This is a genomic window from Bacillus sp. MN7755 (assembly GCF_054771475.1).
In genome coordinates this window covers 16,024-38,698 of the sequence record NZ_BTRL01000031.1, presented here as the reverse complement: position 1 = coordinate 38,698, position 22,675 = coordinate 16,024, and the positions used below count along the sequence as shown (strand labels likewise).

The 22,675-nt window shown below is 33.5% G+C and carries 18 protein-coding genes, 7 pseudogenes and 1 other annotated feature; of the genes and pseudogenes, 18 read left to right on the top strand and 7 right to left on the bottom strand.

Annotated features, from left to right (window positions below; genetic code table 11):
• Nucleotide 1: 1 nt before the first annotated feature.
• The 3 genes from ACYVEC_RS28565 (at nucleotide 2) to ACYVEC_RS28555 (ending at nucleotide 3,424) form a co-directional block, all read left to right on the top strand.
• The gene (locus ACYVEC_RS28565) at nucleotides 2–406 is read left to right on the top strand and encodes a BlaI/MecI/CopY family transcriptional regulator (RefSeq protein WP_098555768.1); all 405 of its coding nucleotides are present in this window, start codon (nucleotides 2–4) and stop codon (nucleotides 404–406) included.
• Nucleotides 406–2,358, top strand: a complete 1,953-nt coding sequence (locus ACYVEC_RS28560; RefSeq protein WP_098555767.1) for a M56 family metallopeptidase — start codon at nucleotides 406–408, stop codon at nucleotides 2,356–2,358. The genes ACYVEC_RS28565 and ACYVEC_RS28560 overlap by 1 nt, the downstream gene beginning before the upstream one ends.
• A 241-nt stretch (nucleotides 2,359–2,599) precedes the next feature.
• Nucleotides 2,600–3,424, top strand: coding sequence for a VanW family protein (locus ACYVEC_RS28555; protein WP_098555765.1), 825 nt, complete (start codon nucleotides 2,600–2,602; stop codon nucleotides 3,422–3,424).
• A gap of 645 nt (nucleotides 3,425–4,069) precedes the next feature.
• Here the strand turns inward: ACYVEC_RS28555 and ACYVEC_RS28550 are convergent.
• On the bottom strand, nucleotides 4,070–4,840 hold the full coding sequence (locus ACYVEC_RS28550) for an alpha/beta fold hydrolase (RefSeq protein ID WP_098555764.1): 771 nt from the start codon (nucleotides 4,838–4,840) through the stop codon (nucleotides 4,070–4,072).
• Nucleotides 4,841–4,996: 156 nt separating this feature from the next.
• Here ACYVEC_RS28550 and ACYVEC_RS28545 point away from each other — a divergent pair, with 156 nt between their 5' ends.
• Nucleotides 4,997–6,235: a helix-turn-helix domain-containing protein gene (locus ACYVEC_RS28545; RefSeq protein WP_460509402.1), complete on the top strand. Its 1,239-nt coding sequence runs from the start codon at nucleotides 4,997–4,999 to the stop codon at nucleotides 6,233–6,235.
• A gap of 446 nt (nucleotides 6,236–6,681) precedes the next feature.
• On the opposite strand, the gene ACYVEC_RS28540 is transcribed toward ACYVEC_RS28545, so the two are convergent.
• Together ACYVEC_RS28540 and ACYVEC_RS28535 are read right to left on the bottom strand one after the other, a co-directional pair.
• On the bottom strand, nucleotides 6,682–7,362 hold the full coding sequence (locus ACYVEC_RS28540) for an alpha/beta family hydrolase (RefSeq protein WP_098555760.1): 681 nt from the start codon (nucleotides 7,360–7,362) through the stop codon (nucleotides 6,682–6,684).
• Nucleotides 7,355–8,221 carry a protein phosphatase 2C domain-containing protein gene (locus ACYVEC_RS28535; RefSeq protein ID WP_460509400.1) on the bottom strand — a complete coding sequence of 289 codons (867 nt, stop codon included), beginning with the start codon at nucleotides 8,219–8,221 and terminating at the stop codon, nucleotides 7,355–7,357. The genes ACYVEC_RS28540 and ACYVEC_RS28535 overlap by 8 nt, the downstream gene beginning before the upstream one ends.
• A gap of 110 nt (nucleotides 8,222–8,331) precedes the next feature.
• Nucleotides 8,332–8,555 (bottom strand) — a binding site (T-box leader).
• Nucleotides 8,556–9,118: 563 nt separating this feature from the next.
• Here ACYVEC_RS28535 and ACYVEC_RS28530 point away from each other — a divergent pair.
• From ACYVEC_RS28530 to ACYVEC_RS28515, 4 genes and pseudogenes are all read left to right on the top strand, one after another.
• Nucleotides 9,119–9,670, top strand: a complete 552-nt coding sequence (locus tag ACYVEC_RS28530; protein ID WP_053445898.1) for a dihydrofolate reductase family protein — start codon at nucleotides 9,119–9,121, stop codon at nucleotides 9,668–9,670.
• Nucleotides 9,671–10,024: 354 nt separating this feature from the next.
• On the top strand, nucleotides 10,025–10,882 hold the full coding sequence (locus tag ACYVEC_RS28525; RefSeq protein WP_460509397.1) for a hypothetical protein: 858 nt from the start codon (nucleotides 10,025–10,027) through the stop codon (nucleotides 10,880–10,882).
• A 756-nt stretch (nucleotides 10,883–11,638) separates the two neighbouring features.
• Nucleotides 11,639–12,763 (top strand): exosporium leader peptide-containing protein, encoded by a 1,125-nt coding sequence (locus tag ACYVEC_RS28520; protein WP_063224303.1) that lies wholly within the window; start codon nucleotides 11,639–11,641, stop codon nucleotides 12,761–12,763.
• An 833-nt stretch (nucleotides 12,764–13,596) separates the two neighbouring features.
• Nucleotides 13,597–14,448 (top strand): annotated as a pseudogene (locus ACYVEC_RS28515) (DUF2935 domain-containing protein).
• A gap of 221 nt (nucleotides 14,449–14,669) precedes the next feature.
• On the opposite strand, the gene ACYVEC_RS28510 reads toward ACYVEC_RS28515, so the two are convergent.
• Nucleotides 14,670–14,771: a YjcZ family sporulation protein gene (locus ACYVEC_RS28510; protein WP_098555757.1), complete on the bottom strand. Its 102-nt coding sequence runs from the start codon at nucleotides 14,769–14,771 to the stop codon at nucleotides 14,670–14,672.
• Between the two features lie 240 nt (nucleotides 14,772–15,011).
• Nucleotides 15,012–15,152: pseudogene (locus ACYVEC_RS28505) on the bottom strand (stress protein); the annotation flags it as partial.
• A gap of 5 nt (nucleotides 15,153–15,157) precedes the next feature.
• On the opposite strand from ACYVEC_RS28505, the pseudogene ACYVEC_RS28500 reads away from it, so the two are divergent.
• Both ACYVEC_RS28500 and ACYVEC_RS28495 read left to right on the top strand, forming a co-directional pair.
• Nucleotides 15,158–15,361, top strand: a pseudogene (locus ACYVEC_RS28500) (ATP-binding protein); the annotation flags it as partial.
• A gap of 25 nt (nucleotides 15,362–15,386) precedes the next feature.
• The gene (locus ACYVEC_RS28495; RefSeq protein WP_063224304.1) at nucleotides 15,387–15,638 is read left to right on the top strand and encodes a hypothetical protein; all 252 of its coding nucleotides are present in this window, start codon (nucleotides 15,387–15,389) and stop codon (nucleotides 15,636–15,638) included.
• A 51-nt stretch (nucleotides 15,639–15,689) separates the two neighbouring features.
• On the opposite strand, the pseudogene ACYVEC_RS28490 reads toward ACYVEC_RS28495, so the two are convergent.
• Nucleotides 15,690–15,785: pseudogene (locus tag ACYVEC_RS28490) on the bottom strand (exosporium leader peptide-containing protein); the annotation flags it as partial.
• Between the two features lie 41 nt (nucleotides 15,786–15,826).
• On the opposite strand from ACYVEC_RS28490, the pseudogene ACYVEC_RS28485 reads away from it, so the two are divergent.
• From ACYVEC_RS28485 to ACYVEC_RS28475, 3 genes and pseudogenes are all read left to right on the top strand, one after another.
• Nucleotides 15,827–16,195 (top strand): annotated as a pseudogene (locus tag ACYVEC_RS28485) (Holliday junction resolvase RecU); the annotation flags it as partial.
• Nucleotides 16,196–16,334: 139 nt separating this feature from the next.
• The gene (locus ACYVEC_RS28480) at nucleotides 16,335–16,706 is read left to right on the top strand and encodes an ArpU family phage packaging/lysis transcriptional regulator (RefSeq protein ID WP_098555755.1); all 372 of its coding nucleotides are present in this window, start codon (nucleotides 16,335–16,337) and stop codon (nucleotides 16,704–16,706) included.
• Between the two features lie 1,150 nt (nucleotides 16,707–17,856).
• The gene (locus ACYVEC_RS28475) at nucleotides 17,857–18,090 is read left to right on the top strand and encodes an ArsR/SmtB family transcription factor (RefSeq protein ID WP_460509393.1); all 234 of its coding nucleotides are present in this window, start codon (nucleotides 17,857–17,859) and stop codon (nucleotides 18,088–18,090) included.
• A 157-nt stretch (nucleotides 18,091–18,247) separates the two neighbouring features.
• On the opposite strand, the pseudogene ACYVEC_RS28470 reads toward ACYVEC_RS28475, so the two are convergent.
• Nucleotides 18,248–19,628: pseudogene (locus ACYVEC_RS28470) on the bottom strand (erythromycin esterase family protein).
• A gap of 180 nt (nucleotides 19,629–19,808) precedes the next feature.
• On the opposite strand from ACYVEC_RS28470, the pseudogene ACYVEC_RS28465 reads away from it, so the two are divergent.
• From ACYVEC_RS28465 to ACYVEC_RS28445, 5 genes and pseudogenes are all read left to right on the top strand, one after another.
• Nucleotides 19,809–19,926 (top strand): annotated as a pseudogene (locus ACYVEC_RS28465) (HNH endonuclease); the annotation flags it as partial.
• A 74-nt stretch (nucleotides 19,927–20,000) separates the two neighbouring features.
• Complete coding sequence (locus tag ACYVEC_RS28460; protein WP_275719084.1) at nucleotides 20,001–20,351, top strand: hypothetical protein; 351 nt, start codon at nucleotides 20,001–20,003, stop codon at nucleotides 20,349–20,351.
• Nucleotides 20,352–20,546: 195 nt separating this feature from the next.
• Nucleotides 20,547–20,954 carry a type VII toxin-antitoxin system MntA family adenylyltransferase antitoxin gene (mntA, locus tag ACYVEC_RS28455; RefSeq protein WP_063224309.1) on the top strand — a complete coding sequence of 136 codons (408 nt, stop codon included), beginning with the start codon at nucleotides 20,547–20,549 and terminating at the stop codon, nucleotides 20,952–20,954.
• Nucleotides 20,944–21,357: a type VII toxin-antitoxin system HepT family RNase toxin gene (gene hepT, locus ACYVEC_RS28450; RefSeq protein ID WP_061139844.1), complete on the top strand. Its 414-nt coding sequence runs from the start codon at nucleotides 20,944–20,946 to the stop codon at nucleotides 21,355–21,357. Before mntA ends, hepT begins: the two co-directional genes overlap by 11 nt.
• A gap of 991 nt (nucleotides 21,358–22,348) precedes the next feature.
• Nucleotides 22,349–22,540, top strand: coding sequence for a hypothetical protein (locus tag ACYVEC_RS28445; RefSeq protein WP_063224311.1), 192 nt, complete (start codon nucleotides 22,349–22,351; stop codon nucleotides 22,538–22,540).
• Nucleotides 22,541–22,675: the final 135 nt, after the last annotated feature.

Sequence of the window (22,675 nt, the reverse complement as noted above, 5' to 3'; positions counted from 1 at the left end):
AATAATGAAAGAATTACCTAAAATATCGGAAGCTGAATTAGAAGTTATGAAAGTTCTTTGGTCAAAATCTCCTCAAACGGCAAATGAAGTGATTGAAGCGCTAGAGGTAACGATGGACTGGAAACCGAAAACCATTCGAACGCTTATTAATCGATTAGTCCAAAAAGAAGCTGTTTCTTACCATCAAGATAAAGGGCGTATGTATGCCTATTATCCTTTAGTGTCGCAAGATAGTTATCTACAAGTAGAAACAAAATCGCTTCTCAAACGTTTCTATGGTGCAGCATTTAAACCTTTACTTGTGAATTTTTTAAAAGAAGAAAAGCTGTCTACAGAGGATATTAACGAACTCAAACGTATTTTAGATAAGAAGAATGAGGAAAATCAGAGGAAGGATAGATCATAATGATAGATATGTTTGTAAACGTCTATCTACCTCGCTTTTTTGATTGGGTGATAGAAACCTCCATTATGGCAAGTATATTAGTTGGCATAATTTTATGTGTCAAAATCTTGCTTAGAAATAAGTTAACCCCGCGATGGCAGTACATGTTATGGATGATATTAATTGTAAGGCTTTTATTGCCATGGTCACCAGATAGTTCCTACAGTATCTATTCTATTCTTTCGTACAGTAATGGAACTTCAGTTATCTTTCACCAAGCTCCTGTAGATCGTATACAAGGATTTACAGATATAGGTGATACAAAGGTAATCACAAAAGAAGATACCTATGCATCTAGTTCAACACAAACAGCTGAGGAAAGTAAAAAACAAACGTACAATAATGAAAAGCAAGATGATAAGACGTTTTCATTTTATACAATCTCCATATATATTTGGCTTGCTGGGGTTATCATTCTGAGCTTTACTACCATCATTATGAATAGGCGTTTATTACTCTACATAAAAAAACAACCTGTTATTACGGATGAGAGGATTGTACGAATTTTTGAAAACTGTAAGAAATCTATGTCTGTTCGACAGGATATCCCACTACTTTTAGCGGGAAAGATTTCAAGTCCAACTGTGTTCGGATTCATTCGACCAAAGGTGTTATTGTCAAGTGTACATATGAAAGTACTAGATGAGCAACAGTTACGATACATTTTTCATCATGAATTAGCTCACATCAAACGAAGAGATGTTGGTGTGAATTGGCTTATGCATGGCTTACTGATTCTAAATTGGTTTAACCCGATTCTTTGGTATGCCTACTCATGTATGCGGGAAGATCAGGAACTGGCGTGCGATGCGTTTGCTCTTACATTTATAGATTCAGAGGAAAACCTTGCATATGGTCATACCATTATTACCCTCTTAGAACACTACTCAAGTTATTATCAAGTACCAAGCCTAGCGAACTTAAGTAGAAATAAAAGAACATTAAAAAGGAGAATTCTTATGATTAAAAAGTTCAAAAAGAACTCTTATCGTTGGTCTGCATTTGGAGTTGTTGCTATTATTGCTGTTTCATCTCTATCCTTACTAAATGCACGTGCAGATGGAATAAATGCACACCAAAAAGAGAAAACAACAGGAAAGGCTACAATGAAAGAAGTAAAGAAACAATCTGGTGACTCTCTTCAAAACGCTGTAGAAAAAACACTAGGTACACCAGAAAATGCAAAGAAAGATCTGGGAATGTCAAAAGAGTCCTATAAAAGGGCTACGGATTATTTGTATTTGGCTGAAAAACATTTGACAAAAGAGGAATTTGAACAGTATATCCAATTTTATAAGGAGATTCGTTCTATTCAGAAAAAGGCGATGGTTTCAAAAGAGGTACCCGAGAATTATGAAGGGGATGTAAAATGGTTTAAGGAAGAACTGTTGAGTCAAGCGGATAATAAAAAATTAAATGATCTCTATAATCAATCACAATCATTAAGCGACAAAATTGACAGCCATTTACGGTACAACCTAGAAGAGGCACAAAAGGTTGTTGATTTTCAAATCAACAAACCAACTTATACAGTTGAGGGCTACACACTAAAGAGAGAAAGAGCTGGCTCATTCCTTACAAGAAAGCCAGAAATACTTGTTGAATTAGAATATGTAAAGGGGAAATATGGTTATATAATTTGTCAGTCACCACTTTTAGAACCGAAAAAAGATCCGTTTAATTGGGATGGCAATGACAATATAGAAACTTATGAATTAGAAGGAAATCAGGTATTCTATGGTACTTATGAAAACTTACAAAGTATGAAGATGATTGTTCCCGCAAAAGGAAAGAATAGTGCATATCAGATAGTCATTATAAATCGCGGCTTAGACTATCGAGCGGAAACAGTGCTTGATAGGAATGTAAACAAAGCGGAACTGGAAAAAATAATGCTTTCCATGTTGAAATAATAAAAAGGTGTTTTGAAGAGTTATATCTTTAGAACACCTTTTATGGTTTCGATGCAAAGATCATTTGATAGCTCTTCTATTCGAATGAATTTTCCTTTTCCACCCCATTCATATACTCTTTTTAGAGTAATAGTATTGGTATGTTCAAGATTTACAGATCCATTGCAATTATCCTGAAGTTTTTGCACCAGAATCATTTACTTAGTGATGATGAATAATATATAAAGGAGCTCAACTCTCAATGGCAAGAAAGTTATTAACACAAAGATTTCCTTTTTTAATTCCTATTAGAATCGGACAACGTAGGCTGTTTAAAAAAATAAGTGACCGTCTTAAAGGTTATAAATTTTCAAAAACATTTGAGCAAAATCCATTACCTTACAGGATTTATAAACATAAATCTTTACTTATTAGAAAATTAGGTGATACGGATATACAGCTACAATATAACAAAATCACCAATCTAAAGCTAGCCATCTGCAAAATAAACCAGGTTGTAATTAAACCGGGAGAAACATTTTCATTTTGGCATCTTGTTGGTAATTCCAGTGAAAAGGCTGGATATAAAGAAGGAATTATTCTAATGAATGGCGAAGCGATAAAGGGAATAGGCGGTGGTCTCTGCCAGTTAGGGAATCTTCTCTACTGGATGTTTCTTCATTCGGAATTGGAAACAGCGGAAAGATATCGACATAGTTTCGACCCATTCCCTGACTATGGACGTGTGATTCCATTTGGAACAGGCGCCACTTTGATGAATGGTATTATTGATCTCAAATTGATAAATAATTCGAATATTTCCTATCAAGTCAATCTACATATTGACGACGAATACATCTACGGAGAAATTAGGGCATCCCAGTATCCTCCATGTACGTATTCTATCGTTGAAGAAGATCATCGTTTTGTAAAAAAAATAGATGGGCAAGTATACAGACAAAATAAAGTTTATAAAAAAATAGTTGATCGTGTCACAGGTAACTTACTTGACATAGAACTAGTCATGGAAAATGATTGCTTAGTAAAATATGAAGTAGATGATGAGAAAATTGTGGGTTCTTTATAGACAAGGATTTTCACTCATCTAAAGATATTTGAAAAAACTGCGTAGATAATTTTAAAATAAAATCTTCCAAGGAAAAAAATATGGCTGAAGTGGATTTATTTTATAAAAATACTAAGTCGATTGTAAGCAGTATTTCACACATCGTAATAGAAAAGGCCCTAGGGTAGAATTGTGAAGTCATCTATCCTAGGGCTTTGCTTATTGTGTTTTTGAACAAGTAGTTGGTAAATCAAGAAGCCCGTAGAAGTAGTTTTGCAATTGTAATTGGGTCATTTAGGTCATCATGCGGCATTTGTTCAAGCATGTACTTCAGTATTCATATGGTATCAGCCCGTTTTCATTAAAAGAAAAAGAGGATGACCTGGGATATGTACTAATTAAAATATAGACGCTCAGTTATCAACAAAGAAGAAAAAAGATTATATATTGGTGTAATTGTAAAGCTAGATAATGATTTGAATGCATGTATACCGTTTCGCTCACCTTAATTTCATTGATGTGATGCTATAATCATCAATTTAAATATATTACTCTCTATAATCATGGGGCTAAATTTTTTGTACAATAATTTTATTTTGGGGGTAACCAGTTTCGTTAGCTTGATAGCGATGTGGCGATACCCCAATTTTGAGTCATAACAAATTATTACAGAGTAGAGTGTTTATTTTTATTTTTTACCATATCTAATATATCCCTTATTACATCAACAACAACTTGAGGTTGATCAATATGTATTGCGTGTCCAGCATCTTCAACAATAATATGTTTTTTATTAGTCGACAAGTTAGCAAGCTCTCCCTGGAATTTCATCCAAGTAGCCATAGACTCCACTGTATGAAAAGGCTGCAGCCCCCCTGTTACAACAATGAGTGGAATGTTTCCAAGTGATTTAGAAGTACGAACTTGTTCTAAGCTTTCTTCCACTTCATTAAGAGAACCTTCCAAAATAAACTGATTATAATAAGCCTCCTGAACTTCTTTTGTAAATAAAGAGGGCAATATTTTGTTTTGATCCTCGTGAGTTGAGTCTAAGAGAACGACTCCTACTACTTCCTCTGGATATGTGCTTGCAAATAATCTTGTATTTAATCCTCCAAATGAGTGTCCGACTAATACATATGGAGGTTTTATACCTGCTTTATTAAGTAATATACGTAGATTTTCGACACTTTGCTGACTATGACGAGGCCTTTCATTCATTTCGCTTTTTCCAATACCAGCTCTATCATAAATAAACATTTTTGAGAACTTTAAAATGTCATCTTTAATAGGATTCCAGCTTTCTAAAGTATCTCCATATCCAGCATCAAAAACTAGGGTTGGACCTTCATTATTTCCCCCTAACAATTCATAGTATAATTCAATACCACCTATATCTAATTTTTTTCCTGTTTCATTCCCCATAAATTCACTCATATTCAATTCTCCCTTTTTATTGTTATCCATTGAAAATTCCAATTAAATTAAATGAGTTCAATTTAATTGAACTTATCGTAACATGCACTAATTTTCTTTTCAATCAAAAGTTTAATATAATTGAACTAATAGACTGAATTACAAAGGATGTTGAAAATGAATGAAATAGGAAAACGAATAAATAAATTAAGAGTAGAAAAAGGTATGACACTTGTAGAGTTAGCTGGTAATAAAATGTCAAAAGGGATGTTAAGCATGATTGAAAATGGGCATTCGAATCCTTCGATGGATAGTTTGAAATTTATCGCGCACCAATTGGGCTGCGATCCTCAATATTTGTTAGGGAGCCCTACATCCGATGAGCTAAAGCACTTATTTAATAAAGTAGAGGAAGCGTTTGAAGAAAATAATGATGAACTGATAATTAATTTGACACAAGACATTTTGGACCAACAGTTTCCCATTTCATTTGAATCTGCTAGGATATTAGAGATTTCTGGAAGGGTAGTTATGAAGTCCGATCAAAAACGTGGGAAAATGTTGATAGAACGAGCAGTAGCAATCTATGAGCGGTTATCCCTTTATAGCCACTGCGTGGCTGTTAAAGTACATATGGTAGAATACCGTGCAAAAGAGGGGGATTACCATGATGCTCTGATAATGTTACGAAATGTCAGAAAAGAGTATCATGAAAAAACAACAGTGATTGATATGGTCGTTGAAATAGAAGCGAATTACGTTGAAATGGTCTTACTCTTCGGGATAAGTGACTATAAATCAGGAAAGAGTAAGCTTAATCAATTAATCGAACTATCTAAGAGAAAAAGGGTCTTTTATAAGATGGATAATATTTTCCGAATTGCAGCGTTTCAAGCCCTTCTTCATAACAATGAAAATGATTATGCTTATTTTATCAAGAAGTCAGAACAGTTTGCTGTTTTTAGTGAAAATGATGAATCTCTAGCTTTTACACTGTTACTTCAAGCACATTATCATAATCAAACATCAGAGGATTATGAACAGGCCCTTTATTACTTAGATAGGTTTGCTACCCTAGTAAAGGGGAATCTCGGAAGTGACTATTATTATCTTGAAAAAGGTAAAGTATTATTAGGAAAAGGACATGTAAAAGAAGCCCTTGAAGCATTTGAACAATTTAAGATGCCAAATACGACTATTTACCCACTTGAATTATGTATTCTCTACACTGCAGATGCATATAGAGCACATTGTCTTTTACAACTAGGAAGAATAGAGGAAGCACTTACCTATGCGCAGAGAGCAGTTAGTAAAATAGATTCGCTACCCCAAACGCCTTATCAAAGTTTTATAAGAAACACCTTAGAGTTAGTGAATAAAACCTATAATAGTATTTTCGATAGAAAAAATGAATAGCTTATAGGGAATAAAGAAGAGAATGTCAATTTAAGAAAAGCAACTACCCCAAAACGATAGAATTAACATTTCTAAATCGAGAATGAACCAATCTTTCGTTTTGGGGGTTATCTATTTTCTTAGCTTGATGGGTATGGGGTCACCATATCATTTAGGGAAAACTGTACGTTTAGACACAATTCGGACACATTTTAATCAGTTCTCTGTGCGCTAAATTAAAATGAATAATCTGTGAAGTCGTGAGAGGATATTTAGGGATAGAGGTGTGAATTTTTTATTTATATGTCGTAGTTAATTTTAAATTAAATGGCGTGCTATTTAATTTAAAAAGAAGCTAATTTCCTTTGAAATAGAGAGATCAGCTTCTTTTTTTAGAGTGGTTAGTAAATCTATTTTCTACGTTTGGAAATTTTGTACCTACTATATAGTAAGTATATGGTCTTATATTAATCATGTTTTAAAGATTTAGCACTGTGAATAAAATCTTCTATATGACCAATTATTTTATCTGCAGCTTTAATTGTTGTTGAAATATCCCCTTTAATCTCTAAACTATGATTTGCATTAGGTATAACAATTGTATGCACTAAATTATTATTATGCAGAGAATCAATTCGTTCTTTAATAAAATGAGGGTCTTGATCACCTATCACACAAAGAGACGGCCATTTTGTATATAGAAGTGCATTATATACATTGTCATCCTTTATAAGAGGTGTTAACCATATTCCATATGCACTTCGAACGAAACTCTTTTGTTTCCATTCATATGCCATAGGTATAGTCCCAATGGATTTACTTAGAATGAAATACCGTTCATACGCTGTATCTTTTAATACATCGTAAACAACAGTTTTGACATCTTCATATATCCAATGATCTTGTTCTGTGCTAGTAAGCTTTGTGAAATGTTCATTCCTTATGTAGTTGTAATCTATATGAAGGATATCGACATTATTGTTCATGCATGTATTTGTTGCATAATGAAAAAGTGGGCGTTGTGTTGTATATCCTGATCCTGGAAGCATGATACAAATATCTTTGTTTTCACTTTTGCCACGAATCCATGTATAAGGGATAATAGAATTTTTGTTTCTAACTACTTTTTTTTCAATAAATTCATACATGTTTGATTCTCCTTTCTGGTTGGTTACTTGGGTATGTTGCAGGAAGAGGATTATTATAATCCCAACTAATAATTGTTGCGCTATCCCGACCAAAATTCTTATGAACATGCTGTAGTACATGTTGTACACTACCTTCTATATCTGAAGAAACAGGAGCAGCGTAGCAATCTGTATATAAGTGAACAGGATTTTCGTAATATCTTTCACCACATTCCAATACTCCATCTGTAACCATAATAATGCGATTATGGCCTGTTCTTAATTCCTTAATGCCAGAAGAATAACAAGGGATAGGTAATGAGAACGTATTAACATCACCAATCCACTCATAAAAATGACGTTGATTTAGGGCGTATTGGCCCAATTTATGTAATTCCTCATGCAACAGATAAATTAAGCAGTCACCAATTGATAGCCACCATACATAGTTGGCTTTTCTCACACAAATGAGACAGGCTGTCTCACCTTGTACTTGCTTACATGACTCAAAAAAATCTTGGGATTGAAATACAGATATAATATGTGTTTTAACTAATTGAAGAGCAACTTCTACAGACATATCTAACATAGATACAATTGTATTCCATTCATTTTCAATTGTGTTCACTACTAAGTGGACGCTTTCCGGAGTGTTGTGGCCATCTAAAATCATAGCAAATTCCCAGTCATTTCCCTTTCCAGTCATAGCACCATCTTCATTTTTATAGGCGCCCGCTTGCTTGTTACCACCATATCTTCCTATAACTATCTCATTATATGTATCCAATTTAATCTGATGGATGGCCGGATTTTTTTCTCCTATCCATAGAAACTTCTGATAAGTAGTGCCACCTGATTCAATACATTCTTTTCTATTCACCTAAATATCCCTCCTATGGTTTATCGAGTTTTAGCTGTGAAAAATTATATAATTCTTCTTTGCACAAGATATCCTGTATGATGAAACAAAAAAGCCTATCGTCTCTACTTATAAGAGACGATAGGCTTTGCCTTCCGCGGTACCACTCTTGTTAATTCAAAATTTAATTGAATTCACTTTTCTACCCATTTACGAAGGTAAACCGTTAAGACCTAATACATATTCGGCCATACCGCTCCCAGGTGAGTTCAGGCGACTCCTTGTCTGCGTTTCACCAACCCGCAGCTCTCTAAGCAATTCATCACTCCTTACTACTCCTGTTCATTGCGTTATATGTATAAAATTAATGAAATTGTACTATTTATTTTTCGTAATATTAAAACTATTTCAGATTAGAGTCAATAAATAATTAGTAAAAATATTACTTTTAATAAGTGCATTATGTATATTTTTCTGAATTCTCATTAATAAAAGAAAGAACTGTTCAGAAAATTTTATATTTTTGGACGCGATAATATTGAACAAAAAATCATAGGATTTCTCCTTTTTGTGTTCAAAAATATGGGGGCTTTTTTACTACGACACACAATAATTTCACGTGCCGTAATGAGTAATAAAAAATAAAACAATACCAAAAAAGAATTCCATAAACGGTAAGTAATATTTCGTATGGTACTTTGTTTTTATTAATGAGTTTGGGATATACAATTTCAAAACTTGTCTGTACAGAAATAATAAAGTTGTTTAAAAAACGCTGGTCATGCTATTCAACAATTGGACCATTTAATGGAATAAAGCTTATTGAGTTAACCGGGACAGGTTGGTTAATAAGAAAAGGAAATGAAACCAGTTTTATAGAATTAATTAGGTAATTCATTTTCCTGGAGGGATAACTGAATGGCTGAATTGATTTATCATGTTGCAGTTTCACTAGATAACTTTATTGCAGATCAAGGTATGATAGATGGAAATATTAATAATTCTAGCTTTTTATTTGATGGGGATCATGTCCCAGATTTTTTATCAGATATTCATCAATACGATGCCGTATTGATGGGTGGAAAAACATATGAGTTTGGATTTCAATTCGGTGCTAAACCAGGTGAACCTGGCTATAAGGGCATAAAACATTACATATTTTCAAACTCCATGCAGTTTGAGTCAAACGAAGAGGTCGAACTTATCAAAGGTGATGCTATAGGATTTATTAAGAATCTCAAGCAGCAAGGGAAGGGTAAAATTTGGCTATGTGGAGGCGGAGAATTAGCTGGGTCGTTGATTAAACATAAACTCATTGATCAATTGGTGCTGAAGGTTAACCCAATTATAGTCGGTGAAGGTATTTCTCTATTCGGAAGCGTAAAGCCACGTCTTAACTTAAAGTTAGTGGACATGAAACAGTACTCTAGTGGAGTTGTCAAACCGACTTACAATATTATTTATACTTAGGATTATCCTAGAGAACACCTGTCTTTAATTAATTTTTAACAATAAAATTTCAACCAATTGCTCAATAAAAGGGCGCTATTGTTGAACAAACCTTAAATTATTAAACGACTTTATTGTTATATTTTTTGAGTACAGTGAAGTATCTTATATCGAAAATTAAACAACTATATTTTAACCCCGTCCTAAATTTAGAACGGGGTTATGCTTGTTTTAGGTTTTAAAATTAAATAGCTTTATTGTCTTTTTACATTGTCTTTGTAAATAAACCTTGCTACCGTCTCCAATTCATAAACTTTAATGATACAATTTAAGAGGAATTTTAAATCAATTCAGAAAATAGAGGGGGATACAACTATGTCACGTTTACAGCAACATTTTGAAGAAAGAAGAGAATACATCTTTAATCGTCTTAAACAACCAGAATACATGGAAAGAAGTATAGAAAAAGTTCAACAAGCTCAAAAAGAGATTAAAAATACAGTACGAACGATTAAAGATTTGTTACTCTTAGACAAAACAACTGATCCTTGTTTACCAGAAGTCGTTCAATTTTCTCTTCAACATATTATTAATTCCGAGTCTTTTGAGAATGTCAAAAACCTTGTTCCATCCTCTATGAAAAAGTTAAGTGAAGAAGAACGTGCAAAAGTGTTAGATGAAATATTAAGCATAGCAAACAACATCATGAATCTAGAACGTACCGTTTTTATCATGATGTTTAACGAAAAAGAGAAAATCCTTATGGATTCTTATAAGAACAAGCGTAGATCACAAACAGAACTTCATTATGATATTGCTGACAAAGAAGGGTTCGACAAAACGTTTTATGAAAAGCGTATTGATTCATTACAAAATGATATTCGTGTGATATCTTTTAAAAAGCTATGTGATAATGAACCCGCACCAGAGGACATAGAACTATTCAAAGAACGTTATGAAACAGTTATTTTACCGAAGGTACAGCAAATTATTTCCCTAATTGAACCAAGTCTAATAGATATAGAGATATTTTTAAGTCTAGTAATCGAATACGGTGTAGGAGAAATCACTTTAGATGAAATGATTCAAAAATTACACGAATACCTTTCTTTATTTCACAAATTATCAAAGGTTGAATATTGCCCAACGGTTGAGCTAACAGTAAAAGAATATTTATTATTAGAAGTCATGAACCGTTCCAAAAAAGGAGAGGGGTTGCAACCATCTAAATGATGTATACCACTCTACCCTAATCACCGAGTTTGATACTCTTGAGAAAGATTTTGTATCTTAAGGATAAAGGGTTTGTCTTTATTTATTATTATGGAAAGTGATTTAGAGGAATAAACATACTCGGTGATTAGGGGATAGGTAACTATTTCAAACATTTGAAAGCTCGGTAATTGGGTAAATAACAAATGCTCCCTCATTCTCCCTGTAAGGAGGCATGAGGAGGGCCTCTATTAGGAAAGGGATGGTGCGCTTATATATTTTAAAAAGACATCCTAAGGTGCCTTCCTCCGACTTGATAACCACTTTAATTTTAATAACATTGGATTCCCATCCGAATACTATTTTACCACGTTAAGTAATGTTGGTCATTGAGAAAGTCAAATACGTAGTGTTCATATATAGTGACCCTAGGAGCATGCAAGATTTAATACAGTTTTTTGGTTGATCCAACAACAATCGAGAAACCTAAAACCGCACCAGAATAGGAATGTATAAAAAAATGCATAGGTCCATTGAACGAAAAAAGGAGGTTCCCTTGGGAGAGTGGGGTTCCTCCTTTTCCTTGCTACTGATAATAGGACGTTATGTTAACTCAATATGTATAAAGTATACAAAACTAAAAATATAAAACTAGTTTATAAAAAGGTGATTTATATATAACATGCTTCATAAAAATAATATAACGTTTTTTTATTACTTTTATTTTGTTTATTTCATGCATTTATTAGTTAGGATAAAAGTTTTTGGAGGTGAATCATGTTTAATAAAAAGAAATGGGATGGTCTTATACCGGATGATTTATTAAATGCCCCTGCATTAGATCTAAATTTGATTGGTCCTACAGTACCATCTATTCCTTCTTTTACTTTGCCAACAGGACCGACAGAAACAACAGGAGATACTGGTCCAACCGGGCCATCTGGAGGGCCACCAGAACCGACGGAACCAACAAGAGACACCGGACCTACGAGAAACACTGGGCCTACTGGACTATTATCTACCAATCGAATTTATGTATCAAATATAGGAAATAATGACATATCGGTAATTAATGGAACAACTAATACTAGAATTGTTACCATTCCTGTTGGATTTGGCCCAAGAGGAATAGGCATTAATACATCTACCAATCAAATTTATGTAGCAAATGGAAACAGCAACAGCGTTTCTGTAATTGATGGACTAACAAATAGTGTAATTACTACTATTCCTGTTGGAACTTTACCAACAGTAGTGGGAATCAATATATCTACCAACCTCATTTATGTAGTAAATGCACTCACCAATAATGTTTCTGTAATTAATGGAGCAACTAATACCGTGATTACTACAATTTCTGTTGGGATTTTTCCACAAGGGGTAGGAGTTAATCCATTAACTAATCGAATTTATGTAACAAATTTTTCAAACAACAATATTTCTGTGATAAATGGAATAACTAATACCGTAATTACTACAATTTCTGTTGGAATTGGTCCAGAACAAATAGGAATAAATCCATTAACTAACCAAATTTATGTAACAAATTCTGGGAGCAACAATGTTTCTGTAATTGATGGAGGAACCAATACAGTAGTTACTACAATTTCTGTTGGAAATTCTCCAATCTTTTTAGGAGTTAATACATCTACCAACCTCATTTATGTAGTAAATGCATTCACCAACAATGTTTCTGTAATTAGTGGAGCAACTAATACAGTAATTACCACTATTATTGTAGGAAATTCTCCAAAAGGAATTGGAATTAATCCATTAACTAATCGAATTTACGCAGCAAATTTTGAAAGCAACAATATTTCTTTAATAAATGGAATAACTAATACTGTAATTACTACAATTCCAGGATTTCTCGCACCATTTGGTGTAGGAGTAAATCCTTAAAAATATGTTGAGTTGCTTTATCTATTCCATCTTTAAGACTACAACACATAAAGGACGTTATGTTAACCTGACATGTATACGATATACATTCAAAATTGAATTTAAGTAGGCTACTAGGCATACATCCAATCTAAGCTTTGACCCTAAGCATAAAATTAGTTATAAGTCTAATTTCAATAAGGAGTGAACCTCGAATCATGGTATATATACGACAAATGCCACTCTATGCCCAGAGTCCTTGGGGTCTTCAAAATTGTATATTTCGGTTCACATATCTGTCGCTTAGAAACGGAGACAATTTCTGGTTTTTTTTGACGACTGTTGGGCACGAAAGAGTTTATGGCTATAGGTTTTTCGGCGGGAGATGGAATCATTATTCAGTTGCTATAAACGATATTGTTTCTTTCCATTGTTCTCCTCCGACTCCAACTCCAACTCTATATTAAAACACTACGCCTGGCCTTCATAATCTGAACTAACTTATTAGATTTCCATCCCGAACATAAAGTGTAGAACTTCCGAGAACGATAATTATGTAAATAAGCTGTCCATATGGGCAGCTTACTGTATTTTGTGCTTAGCGTGGTTTTTTCCGACCATCGCCATCAAGCTAGGGGTGTGCAAGGAAAACTTCAGAAGAAAAGCAAGCCCACTCTTTATATACAAATAGATAAGGAGTGGGCTTGCTTTGGCTATCGATAATGATAGGTTAGGTTAATTTTACATGTATATGAGATTTATCATTATTCATCATGAACCTTTTTTGATGGTATTTATATATATATTTACTCATAAGAATAGAACTAACTTAGTATTTACTGGGGGGATTGAGAATGAATAGGGATGAAACCTCATTACATCCTGATACGGGTGTTACGTCTGTAATGTTTGTTGAACGATCATTAAATGAAATTCGTTTTTGGTCTAGAATCATGAAGGAGCATTCTCTTTTTCTTCGATTGGGGTTTAGATGTGAGGATACCCAACTAATCGAAGAAGCTAATCAATTTTACCGATTGTTTGAACATATCGAACAAATAGCGTATTCCTATACAAATGAAACAGATCCTGGGCAAATAAAAAGATTTAATTCAGAAGTACAACAAGCTGCAACTAATATTTGGGGATTTAAACGAAAAATTCTAGGATTAATTCTCACATGTAAATTGCCAGGGCAAAATAATTTTCCACTGTTAGTTGACCATACAAGTAGGGAAGCTGATTATTTTAGAAAACGTTTAATTGAATTAAATGAAGGGAAATTAGATGCCCTTCCTGATGCTATTATTAAAGAAAATGTTTTCTTTTTAAGAATTATGGCAGACCATGCTAAATTTATTGGTCATCTTCTTGATCCATCGGAAAGAAAGCTTGTAGATACAGCACGGAATTTTAGCAATGATTTTGATGAATTAATGTATCAAGCAATTGACTGAGAATCTATGAAACCACAATCTCAAACAGTTCCTCTTTTGGATCAATTTTTAGATCAAAATCGTGTGTCAGTCACATCTCTTCGGGATTTTAAGAAAACGGCACGTGATTTAATTGAGCAATGTAAAATAAAGAGTATTATTCATCCATTATTAGCAGACCATGTATTTCGTGAAGCAGATAGATTTCTTGAAATAATTGATATGTTTGATGCTCATCTTACCAATATTAAATCACAACCTAGATATTAAAAAATAAGGAAAGATACTATTTTGCTTTAAGCTGAGAGGTTAACAATTTATTGTTAGCTCCTTTTCCTTATATACCTGATTAACTAGAAATTAAATCTCGTTATTAATAAAAGATAAAAAGCAAAACTCTCTTTACCATTTGTAAAAAAGAAAGTATTGATATATTGCCGTAAAAAAGACACCCATATAAGAGTGTCTTTTCCCATAGTTTTTTAGCAGATTCAAGAAGCTCCAATGATTATTAATAAAATAAGTAATACAACTATTAAAGCAAATCCTCCAGCAAAACCGCAACCTCCGCCGCAACTACCACCAAATCCCATAATAGATCCTCTTTTAGATAAGAGGGGAAAACAAGGGTCATTCATGTATTTTAATGAGTTCACTTTACCTTATGTTTTTAAGGATGAATTGAGCAGGTCCTTTTGAAAATAAAGAAAAGACACCCTAAGGTGCCTTCCTCCGATTTGATAACCACTTTAATTTTAATAATATGAGTGTTGGACTCCCATCCAAATATTATTTTATCATACATCCCAAGTATTGAAAACGCATTCGTTAACTTACTTAATTATTTTATCCATAACTTCTTTATATTTATTAAACTCATTATCTTTCATTTGTCCATTCATCGGTAAAAGATATTTCCCCTTAGCGTATGTATGCGAGAAAAGCATCGGAGCGTTGTTTCCTAATTCATTATAGTCATTTATTCAATATTATAGATGGACGCTATAGAAAAGAACTCCCTCCCTTATATACAAGTAATCTACAACTTAAAGAACTACAGAATCAAGTAGGGAAGCGTTCATATGATTGAATGGTTGAAACAAGCCTTACGGTTGAAAATAAAGCGGAAAGCTATAGAAGAGAGATTGCTAAGCAACGTCTTCAAAGATTCATAGAGGCGTAAAAGGGGGATGTGAAATTGTTAAATTATGGAGCTCCGTCTAAATCATATTGTGATATTTGCGGTGCAGCGATTGATACCATCGATATTCACGAAGTGCATATTGAAAAAAGAAACGAGAATTCAACTCGAATCAGAATTAGAAAGTGTTAATTCAGATATAAGCAACATGAAACTACATTTAAATATGTTAGGGCTTAAGAAAAAGAAAACAGAAGGAAATTTAGATGATCTACTTACACGTAAGAGACAAATTGAAAGTTCATTAAAAGGAGCGTAACAGAATGAATGTAAGAGTAAAGATTAAGCGAGTGAAAGATAAGCTTGGCCGGGTAGGCCCAGTAGGGAACTGAAAAGGCTGCATAGGTGGAAGTGTAGGTCCAATCGAACCAGGGTTTAATGCAGCAGAAGATAAAAACTCATCCAATATAATTCCCCTCTAAAAATTCGTATTCCTAATAGTAAATGCAGCACCAATTAGATTATCTGGAGAAAGCAGAGAAGATGGGAGCGATTTGTTTCTTCCTTATTGAGTTCAGTAAGGACAAGTCAGTATTCGTGGTGCCACTATCAGTCATTCAATCTTATGTAGGGATGTCTCATCAACCAAAGGGCAAGAAGTCTATACCAAGAGCAGACCTTGATATTTATGGATACTTAATAGAACAGACAGAACGAGCGCCAGTTGATTACTTACAATACGTAGATGAAGCAGTGACTCCAGTTATGTTCGATGGAATGATTCAATTTGATCAGGACCATCAAAAGGTAGCAAAGAACATTGAAGCAGTGAAAGAGAAGATGGTTAACAAGAAACGTAAGTTATCAAAGGCTTAATGGATAACGGAACCATGCAGAGTAGAATGGTGGGGGCTACTTTACTAAGCATGTTTTCCTTATTCAACAAAGAGATAGTAAAATTTCACGTACCTGATGTAAATGTAAAAACCAAAATTCGAAATAGGGGGATTCCTTCATGGAAAGACAATTAACTTTATTACGGGCTATCGATGATAAGAAAGTACAAAAGGAAGTAGTAAGTGTATTAAAGGAATACAGAGCACTTAAGATGCGATTCAGTAATGATGTAGAGCAGGAAGGAATTAGTTTATTCCCTGAGTTACGTGATTCTAGAAACATGAGTAAATGGAAGGTGCAACAGGTTGAGAAGGCCCTTAACAATTTATTAGATGAGGATGAGCGTAAAATCGTTGAGTGTAAGTTTCTGACGAACGAGAGAGTAAAAGATTCAGATGTTTATCACGATCTATTACTCAAGAAGACTTATTTCTATGAGAAGAAGCAGAGTGCGGTTAAATTGATTGCTACAGCACTTGGAATCATCTAAAAATAGCGAACAAAACGCGAACTTTTCGGGGGATTAAATAAAATGCTAAAAATTATAAATTATATGTACAAGCCCTTTGACAACCGCATATCGAAGAGGATTAGTACACCTATAAGTGAAACGTTCTTATGCGAGAATGTCACGGTAACGTATACCGCATAGTAGGGCGGGCAAGGCGGTACGGGTGCTTTTTTCTTTGTTATATAGAAATTACACATTAATAAACAAACTGGATACTTAAAAAGAAATTGGGTATAAGCACATTTATCTTAGAGACACATATTATATATCATGAAAAACTTCTTTGTTTTTCAAATAACGAACCTTATGATGTGAACGAAACTCGCAGAACTAGTTACATAAAAAGTTCGCCTTAATTGGTGAACTTTTTATTTTGAATAAAATGGACAATTGAAAAGAAGGATGATATATATTGATGAGAAGTGTTTCTTTAGCGATTACTTTATTCAAGGGGAACATTATCCGATGCGAAAGAAAGAGTTAATAAGATAATGGAAAGCAGATTTACAAGAGATTGCTAAACAAAAGGAACGAGAGAGAAAAATAGAAAGAAGCGGAAGAGATATTATATTCCGGGTAGCTCGTTTCACTTCATGACTAGCAAGGATATCTATCACAAAAAGAATGGGGTATGGAAGCAAGGAAATAAGTAAAAATGAGAGTAAATATGATTTGATTAAATTTATAACTACTATTGTAGGCGCTGCCTTTATCTGGGTGGCGTCTTGTTTGTTGTTAAGGAAAGATAAGGAGTAGCAAAACAAACGTACACAACGAACGAAAAAGAAAAGCAAGAATCAAATGATTCCTGCCTGATGGAGAACTGTAATTAGTCCGCCAATAGCAATAATAAACTCTGATGAAATATTAATCTTTAACTTAATGTTCATGATTCTGCTCCTTTTATCTAGTGTCTTACATGGGTATATACAGGCTAGAAGGAAGTTAGTAACAGAAATTGAACTACCCCCACTTTCACTTCTAAACGAAGTGAAAGTGGGGGTAGTTCAAGCCTAGTTATTTTGTTTGGCCTCATTTTTTTGTAGATGAAATAAAAGAAGGTGTTGTTATTGTTTATGATTCTTCAATCGCAAGAGAACAGGCATTCCCAGAACAACCTATTGAAAAAATGGTAGATATTTACCGAGCATTAGGAGAGCCTTCAAGGCTGCAAATTTTGAGAATATTACAAGAGCGTTCATTAACAACACAATCTTTGGCACAAATTTGTCATTTAAGCGAGGGCGCAGCTTCTAGACACCTTCAGGTACTAAAAAAAGAAAAATTAGTTATCAGTAGAAAAGATGGAAATATGTATTATATAAAAGTCAACAAAATATTATTCAAATTCTTTCAAAGTTAGTTACTGAAGCGACGGTAACCTAATAGAACACAATATTACTTGTGTTCTATTAGGTGCTATAGGGGTATCGTTCAATGCCATCAAGTTAAGAATTCAGTATTATGTATAATCATGACAAGAAAAAGAGCACCCTTAACATGTAAGGATGCTCTTTATTTTACTTAAGAACGGAAGGTGAAGTCTTTTCTAACCATAGAATGCCATCATATTGTTCGATAGGAATCATGATTTCTTCTCGCTTTTTGATCCCCCAGTAACTTGCAGCAGTTGGGGTAAACATCCATGACGTTTCTGGTCGTTTACTTTCTCCCTTTAAGTTTACAAAGACATTTGGACTTCTGACAGTGCTGATAATTTTTTCAACACTTTGTTCTTCATGTTCGTTATGTACAGGAACAACTTCGTCATGTTGATTATTCCAACTGCTCCCACTATACGCAAACACTCCAATTGTGTACATTTGGTTTTTAATGCGCTGCGGAAGATAATCCATCATATTTGGGCCTACATAATTGTATTGCTGCGCCTTCGTCCAATCTAATATCATTTTTGAATTTTGTTTTCGAATATGATAATTATGCCCCCACACAATGATTTTTTGGTTTTTATACTGCATTTCAGTGAGCCATGCTAAGTTTTGTGCCATTTTTTGATCTCGGATATAAGAAGCGTAGTCTTTAAGGTTAGGGGAGTAGATACCACCTTTAAATTTCATTTCAGCATCTAAATGCGTTTTAATCGCATCAATCCGTATATTAATTGATTTCTCCAGAAAGTCTACATCATACGTGGCATGAGGTGCAACTTGAGACAATTCAGATTTATGATTCTGAATAAACGTTCTAACCTTTTCAAACTTGTTGATTACGGGCTGTATTTCAATTTTAAATTGATCATAGGGATATGCCTCATATCCATTGTAATACCTATCCAGTTTAATCAACTCTGTTACTGCTGCATCAAATTCAGACGCCATTTCAGGACTTAATTTTTGCAACCAGTCTTTCGCATAGGAGTGGAATGAAGATTTATAAAACAAATTCATATCAAAACCAGCTAATGTGATTGGCTTTCCTTTTTCTTTTTGTTCTTTCATATAGATAAACAATTGTTCAATTTCCTCTGTTTGCCATACACCTTCTAATGATTGCCTCATTGCTTCCGTAGCGGTTAAGCGGTCAAAATTTTGCTGAACAGCTGATGCTTCCGCAAGCCCTGATTCAAATGCAATCACATCATATCCCATTTCCTCATGTAAGTACTTAATTATTCGTATTTTGGATTGATTGATTGATTTCTTTCGCACCATGTGTACTTTCGCCAAGTACAACAATCCTCTTGTCTTTTACCTCCTCTTTAAGAAATGATAAATCTTCTGTTGTTTGGGAAGTGGGTTCATGTAATATTTTTGCATGTCCGTTTAACCACTCCTCCCATTTGGGTTGGTCGACTGGTTTTTCTGCTGCAAATGCAACAGATGTAAAGGTTGTACAGGCAAGAAGAGAACTCATTAGCCCGATTTTCCATTTTTTACGCACAACAACGCCTCCAAGACTCATATTTTTAGAGATTGAATAGAATTAATATAAAAAATTTACTAATATACCATTATTTATAATAATACATATGTAGATCCTAAACAATATTAATATTATGAAAATTAAAAATACCCTTCATGCATAAAGATGAAATCTTCGATATACTCATAGTGCTTTTAAATAGTAGAGACGGATTATTCGCTATTTGGATTAATACCAAAAGCTAAGATAGAAATTCACCTAGAGAATAAATTTATATTTTAAGTGGCATGAGAGGAATATTTTTAAAGCGAAATAGTATAATATTAAACTTTAAGGGTAGGAAGAGCATAAGAGAGATGAATTGGGTTATCCAGTAAAGGAGAATGCTACATGTATAACTGTAATCAATGTGGGACAGAAATGATTATGCAATTACAAGATAGATATAGAGAATACTGTCCAAAATGTGAAGAACTTAAACCAAATAGCTTGGTATACTATAATTTATACGAATTACTAGATTATATGGAAGCTAATAATTACATGAATAAGAAAAATATGCTACATAATTTTCTAAAATGGGAGTTTGATTTAACGAAAGGAAATATATTTAAGTTATATTTAGACGTAAATAGATATGATCAGGAATTTACAAAACAATTAGAGGCCTATATGAAGGGAATTCGATCAAAATTAAATGTTAAGTATGAAGATGATTATATCTGGATTAAGATTAATTAGATGAGATTCTACATATAATGAGTTTTTCTGATATATAAAATTTTGTTTATATTTTAGTTTTGCAACAAAATAATATAAAAGTATAAAATGAGGAGGGTGTATTAATTTTCTTAATGTATCATACTACGTAGCTGAAAAGGTTATATAATGGTTATGATATAATAAAATTCAAGTATACTAAGGGGGATTAATTTAATGATTTTTCAAAGCATGATAACAGCTATTATAGAAAAATTACAAGAGACGGTGAATCCCTATTGGATAATTGTGTTTGGATCAACGGCTGAGAACAGAGAACGAGAAGATAGTGATATTGATATAGCTTATGTAAGTGACACAACTTTAGGGAACTATGAACGTTTTTTATTAGCACAAGAGTTAGCTAACATTGTTCATAAAGATGTTGATTTAGTTGATTTATCCGAAGCTTCTACAGTTTTTCAAGCTCAGATTATACATACAGGAAAGACGATATTTTGTTCGGATGAAGAACGTAAGGCTATTTTTGAAATGAAAACCTTAAAAATGTATTCAAAATTGAATGAGGAACGCCAGATAGTATTTGATGATATAAAGAAAAGAGGTTCTATATATGAAGAATGAGGTTATTTTAAATAAAATTTCTACAATAGAGCGTTGTATAAAAAGAATCCAAGATGTGTATGGAAATGACCCTGAAAATTTAGAGGACTTTACAAAGCAAGATTCAATAATATTGAATATACAAAGAGCTTGTGAAGCGAGTATTGATTTAGCGATGCATATTGTTGCTGGGAAAAAATTAGGACTACCTCAATCTAGTCGAGAGGCTTTTGATTTATTGGTTACAGCAGGATTACTTAGCGCAGAGCTAGCAAATAAGTTAAAGGCGATGGTTGGATTTCGTAATATTGCTGTTCATGATTATCAAAGTGTAAATTTAGATATTGTTCGTCAAATTATTGAAAAGCATTTAACCGATTTTAAACTATTTACGAAGGAAGTTATGGGGATATTGGAATTTTAGGGGAAAGAACAGAATAATAAAGCTGAGGAAGAAAGTGATTCTATGACTCCCGAACCACCTATGGAAACAAACACTTATTTTCGTAAGAAGAAACGCGATTAAAAGGATGAGTTTGTCCAAAATCTCTGGATTGAAATGGTTGAATATCGTTTGTCTAATGAAGGGGAGGTTTGTTCGTGTTATGTTGGTGCTTTGCACGAGATGCGTGTAGATAATGTTAGGAACAATACTATATACAATTTTATATCTAGCAATTTAAAAAAATTAAAATATAGAATAAAAATGAGGGACCTATTGAATAGGTTCCCTTTTTTGTTTTACGAAAGTAAACTTTTTATCATTTTAGCCAATTCATCTCCCACCTACTCACTTCGCGTTCCTTGAGGAAGGAGTCTTCTTGGCTAAAATGATAAAAACTATATTTGACACAACAAAGTAGCTAGCTCAATTAACTAATTACTTATTGTACAAAAGAAATTAGGCCCTACATGTAATGATGTGTAACTTTAAGTTGCAGTTGTAGTGTAAACAATATTGGACAAGTTATACGGAAGTGAACTTTTTGAACTATCCCCACTTTCGCTTCGTTTAGAAGTGGGGGTAGTTCAAGTAGTTGCGCAGGTATAGATAAGAAAAGCATCCAAAACGGGTAATTTTTCTTTGTTGTATAGAAATTACACATTAAACCAGTGAACATTCTAATAAGACAATCATATGATGAATCGTGGGACGAGTTATCATATGAGGTGAGACTTGGAGCGCCATACTTATTTGTTGAAGGGTACCTAATGACAGGTACTCTTTTTATATTGCAACATTTAATAAGGACAAGCATATATTGGAGTATAGGGTAGTCCCCCCTTTCATATATTTGAGCACCTGCAATCGTAAGGTGCTATTTTTTTGTCCAAAATGGACGTTTGGATTAAATGATTATATAAATGAATAGAATCTGATTAATTCATATTTTAATCCAAGGGGTACAAATTCGATGCGACGTGAAAAGGATTTGTTGAAACAATGGAAGGCGGATTTGCAAGCTGTTCAAGAAGAGAAAAGGTTGAAGAAGAAGGCAAAGAAAAAGAATAAGAGATATAGCATTCCTGGTAATACAGCTGACTTTATGAGTGGAAAAAATACTTATCGTAAAGAGAATGGGGTATGGAAGCAAAGAAATACATGACGTGAGGGTAAATAAATGAATTAAACCAATAGTAATTATCGTAGGCGCTGCCGTGATCTTGGTGGCGTCTTGTTTGTTGTTAAGGAAAGATAACAAAACAAACGAACTCAATCGATGAAGGTACAAGCATCAGTC

Bases quoted from the DNA above. Each gene is read 5' to 3' on its own strand.
- ACYVEC_RS28560 (WP_098555767.1), top strand. From the start codon at position 406: ATGATAGATATGTTTGTAAACGTCTATCTACCTCGCTTTTTTGATTGG.
- ACYVEC_RS28555 (WP_098555765.1), top strand. From the start codon at position 2,600: ATGGCAAGAAAGTTATTAACACAAAGATTTCCTTTTTTAATTCCTATT.
- ACYVEC_RS28550 (WP_098555764.1), bottom strand. From the start codon at position 4,840: ATGAGTGAATTTATGGGGAATGAAACAGGAAAAAAATTAGATATAGGT.
- ACYVEC_RS28545 (WP_460509402.1), top strand. From the start codon at position 4,997: ATGAATGAAATAGGAAAACGAATAAATAAATTAAGAGTAGAAAAAGGT.
- ACYVEC_RS28540 (WP_098555760.1), bottom strand. From the start codon at position 7,362: ATGTATGAATTTATTGAAAAAAAAGTAGTTAGAAACAAAAATTCTATT.
- ACYVEC_RS28530 (WP_053445898.1), top strand. From the start codon at position 9,119: ATGGCTGAATTGATTTATCATGTTGCAGTTTCACTAGATAACTTTATT.
- ACYVEC_RS28525 (WP_460509397.1), top strand. From the start codon at position 10,025: ATGTCACGTTTACAGCAACATTTTGAAGAAAGAAGAGAATACATCTTT.
- ACYVEC_RS28520 (WP_063224303.1), top strand. From the start codon at position 11,639: ATGTTTAATAAAAAGAAATGGGATGGTCTTATACCGGATGATTTATTA.
- ACYVEC_RS28510 (WP_098555757.1), bottom strand. From the start codon at position 14,771: ATGGGATTTGGTGGTAGTTGCGGCGGAGGTTGCGGTTTTGCTGGAGGA.
- ACYVEC_RS28495 (WP_063224304.1), top strand. From the start codon at position 15,387: ATGGAGCTCCGTCTAAATCATATTGTGATATTTGCGGTGCAGCGATTG.
- ACYVEC_RS28480 (WP_098555755.1), top strand. From the start codon at position 16,335: ATGGAAAGACAATTAACTTTATTACGGGCTATCGATGATAAGAAAGTA.
- ACYVEC_RS28475 (WP_460509393.1), top strand. From the start codon at position 17,857: ATGGTAGATATTTACCGAGCATTAGGAGAGCCTTCAAGGCTGCAAATT.
- ACYVEC_RS28460 (WP_275719084.1), top strand. From the start codon at position 20,001: ATGTATAACTGTAATCAATGTGGGACAGAAATGATTATGCAATTACAA.
- mntA (WP_063224309.1), top strand. From the start codon at position 20,547: ATGATTTTTCAAAGCATGATAACAGCTATTATAGAAAAATTACAAGAG.
- hepT (WP_061139844.1), top strand. From the start codon at position 20,944: ATGAAGAATGAGGTTATTTTAAATAAAATTTCTACAATAGAGCGTTGT.
- ACYVEC_RS28445 (WP_063224311.1), top strand. From the start codon at position 22,349: ATGCGACGTGAAAAGGATTTGTTGAAACAATGGAAGGCGGATTTGCAA.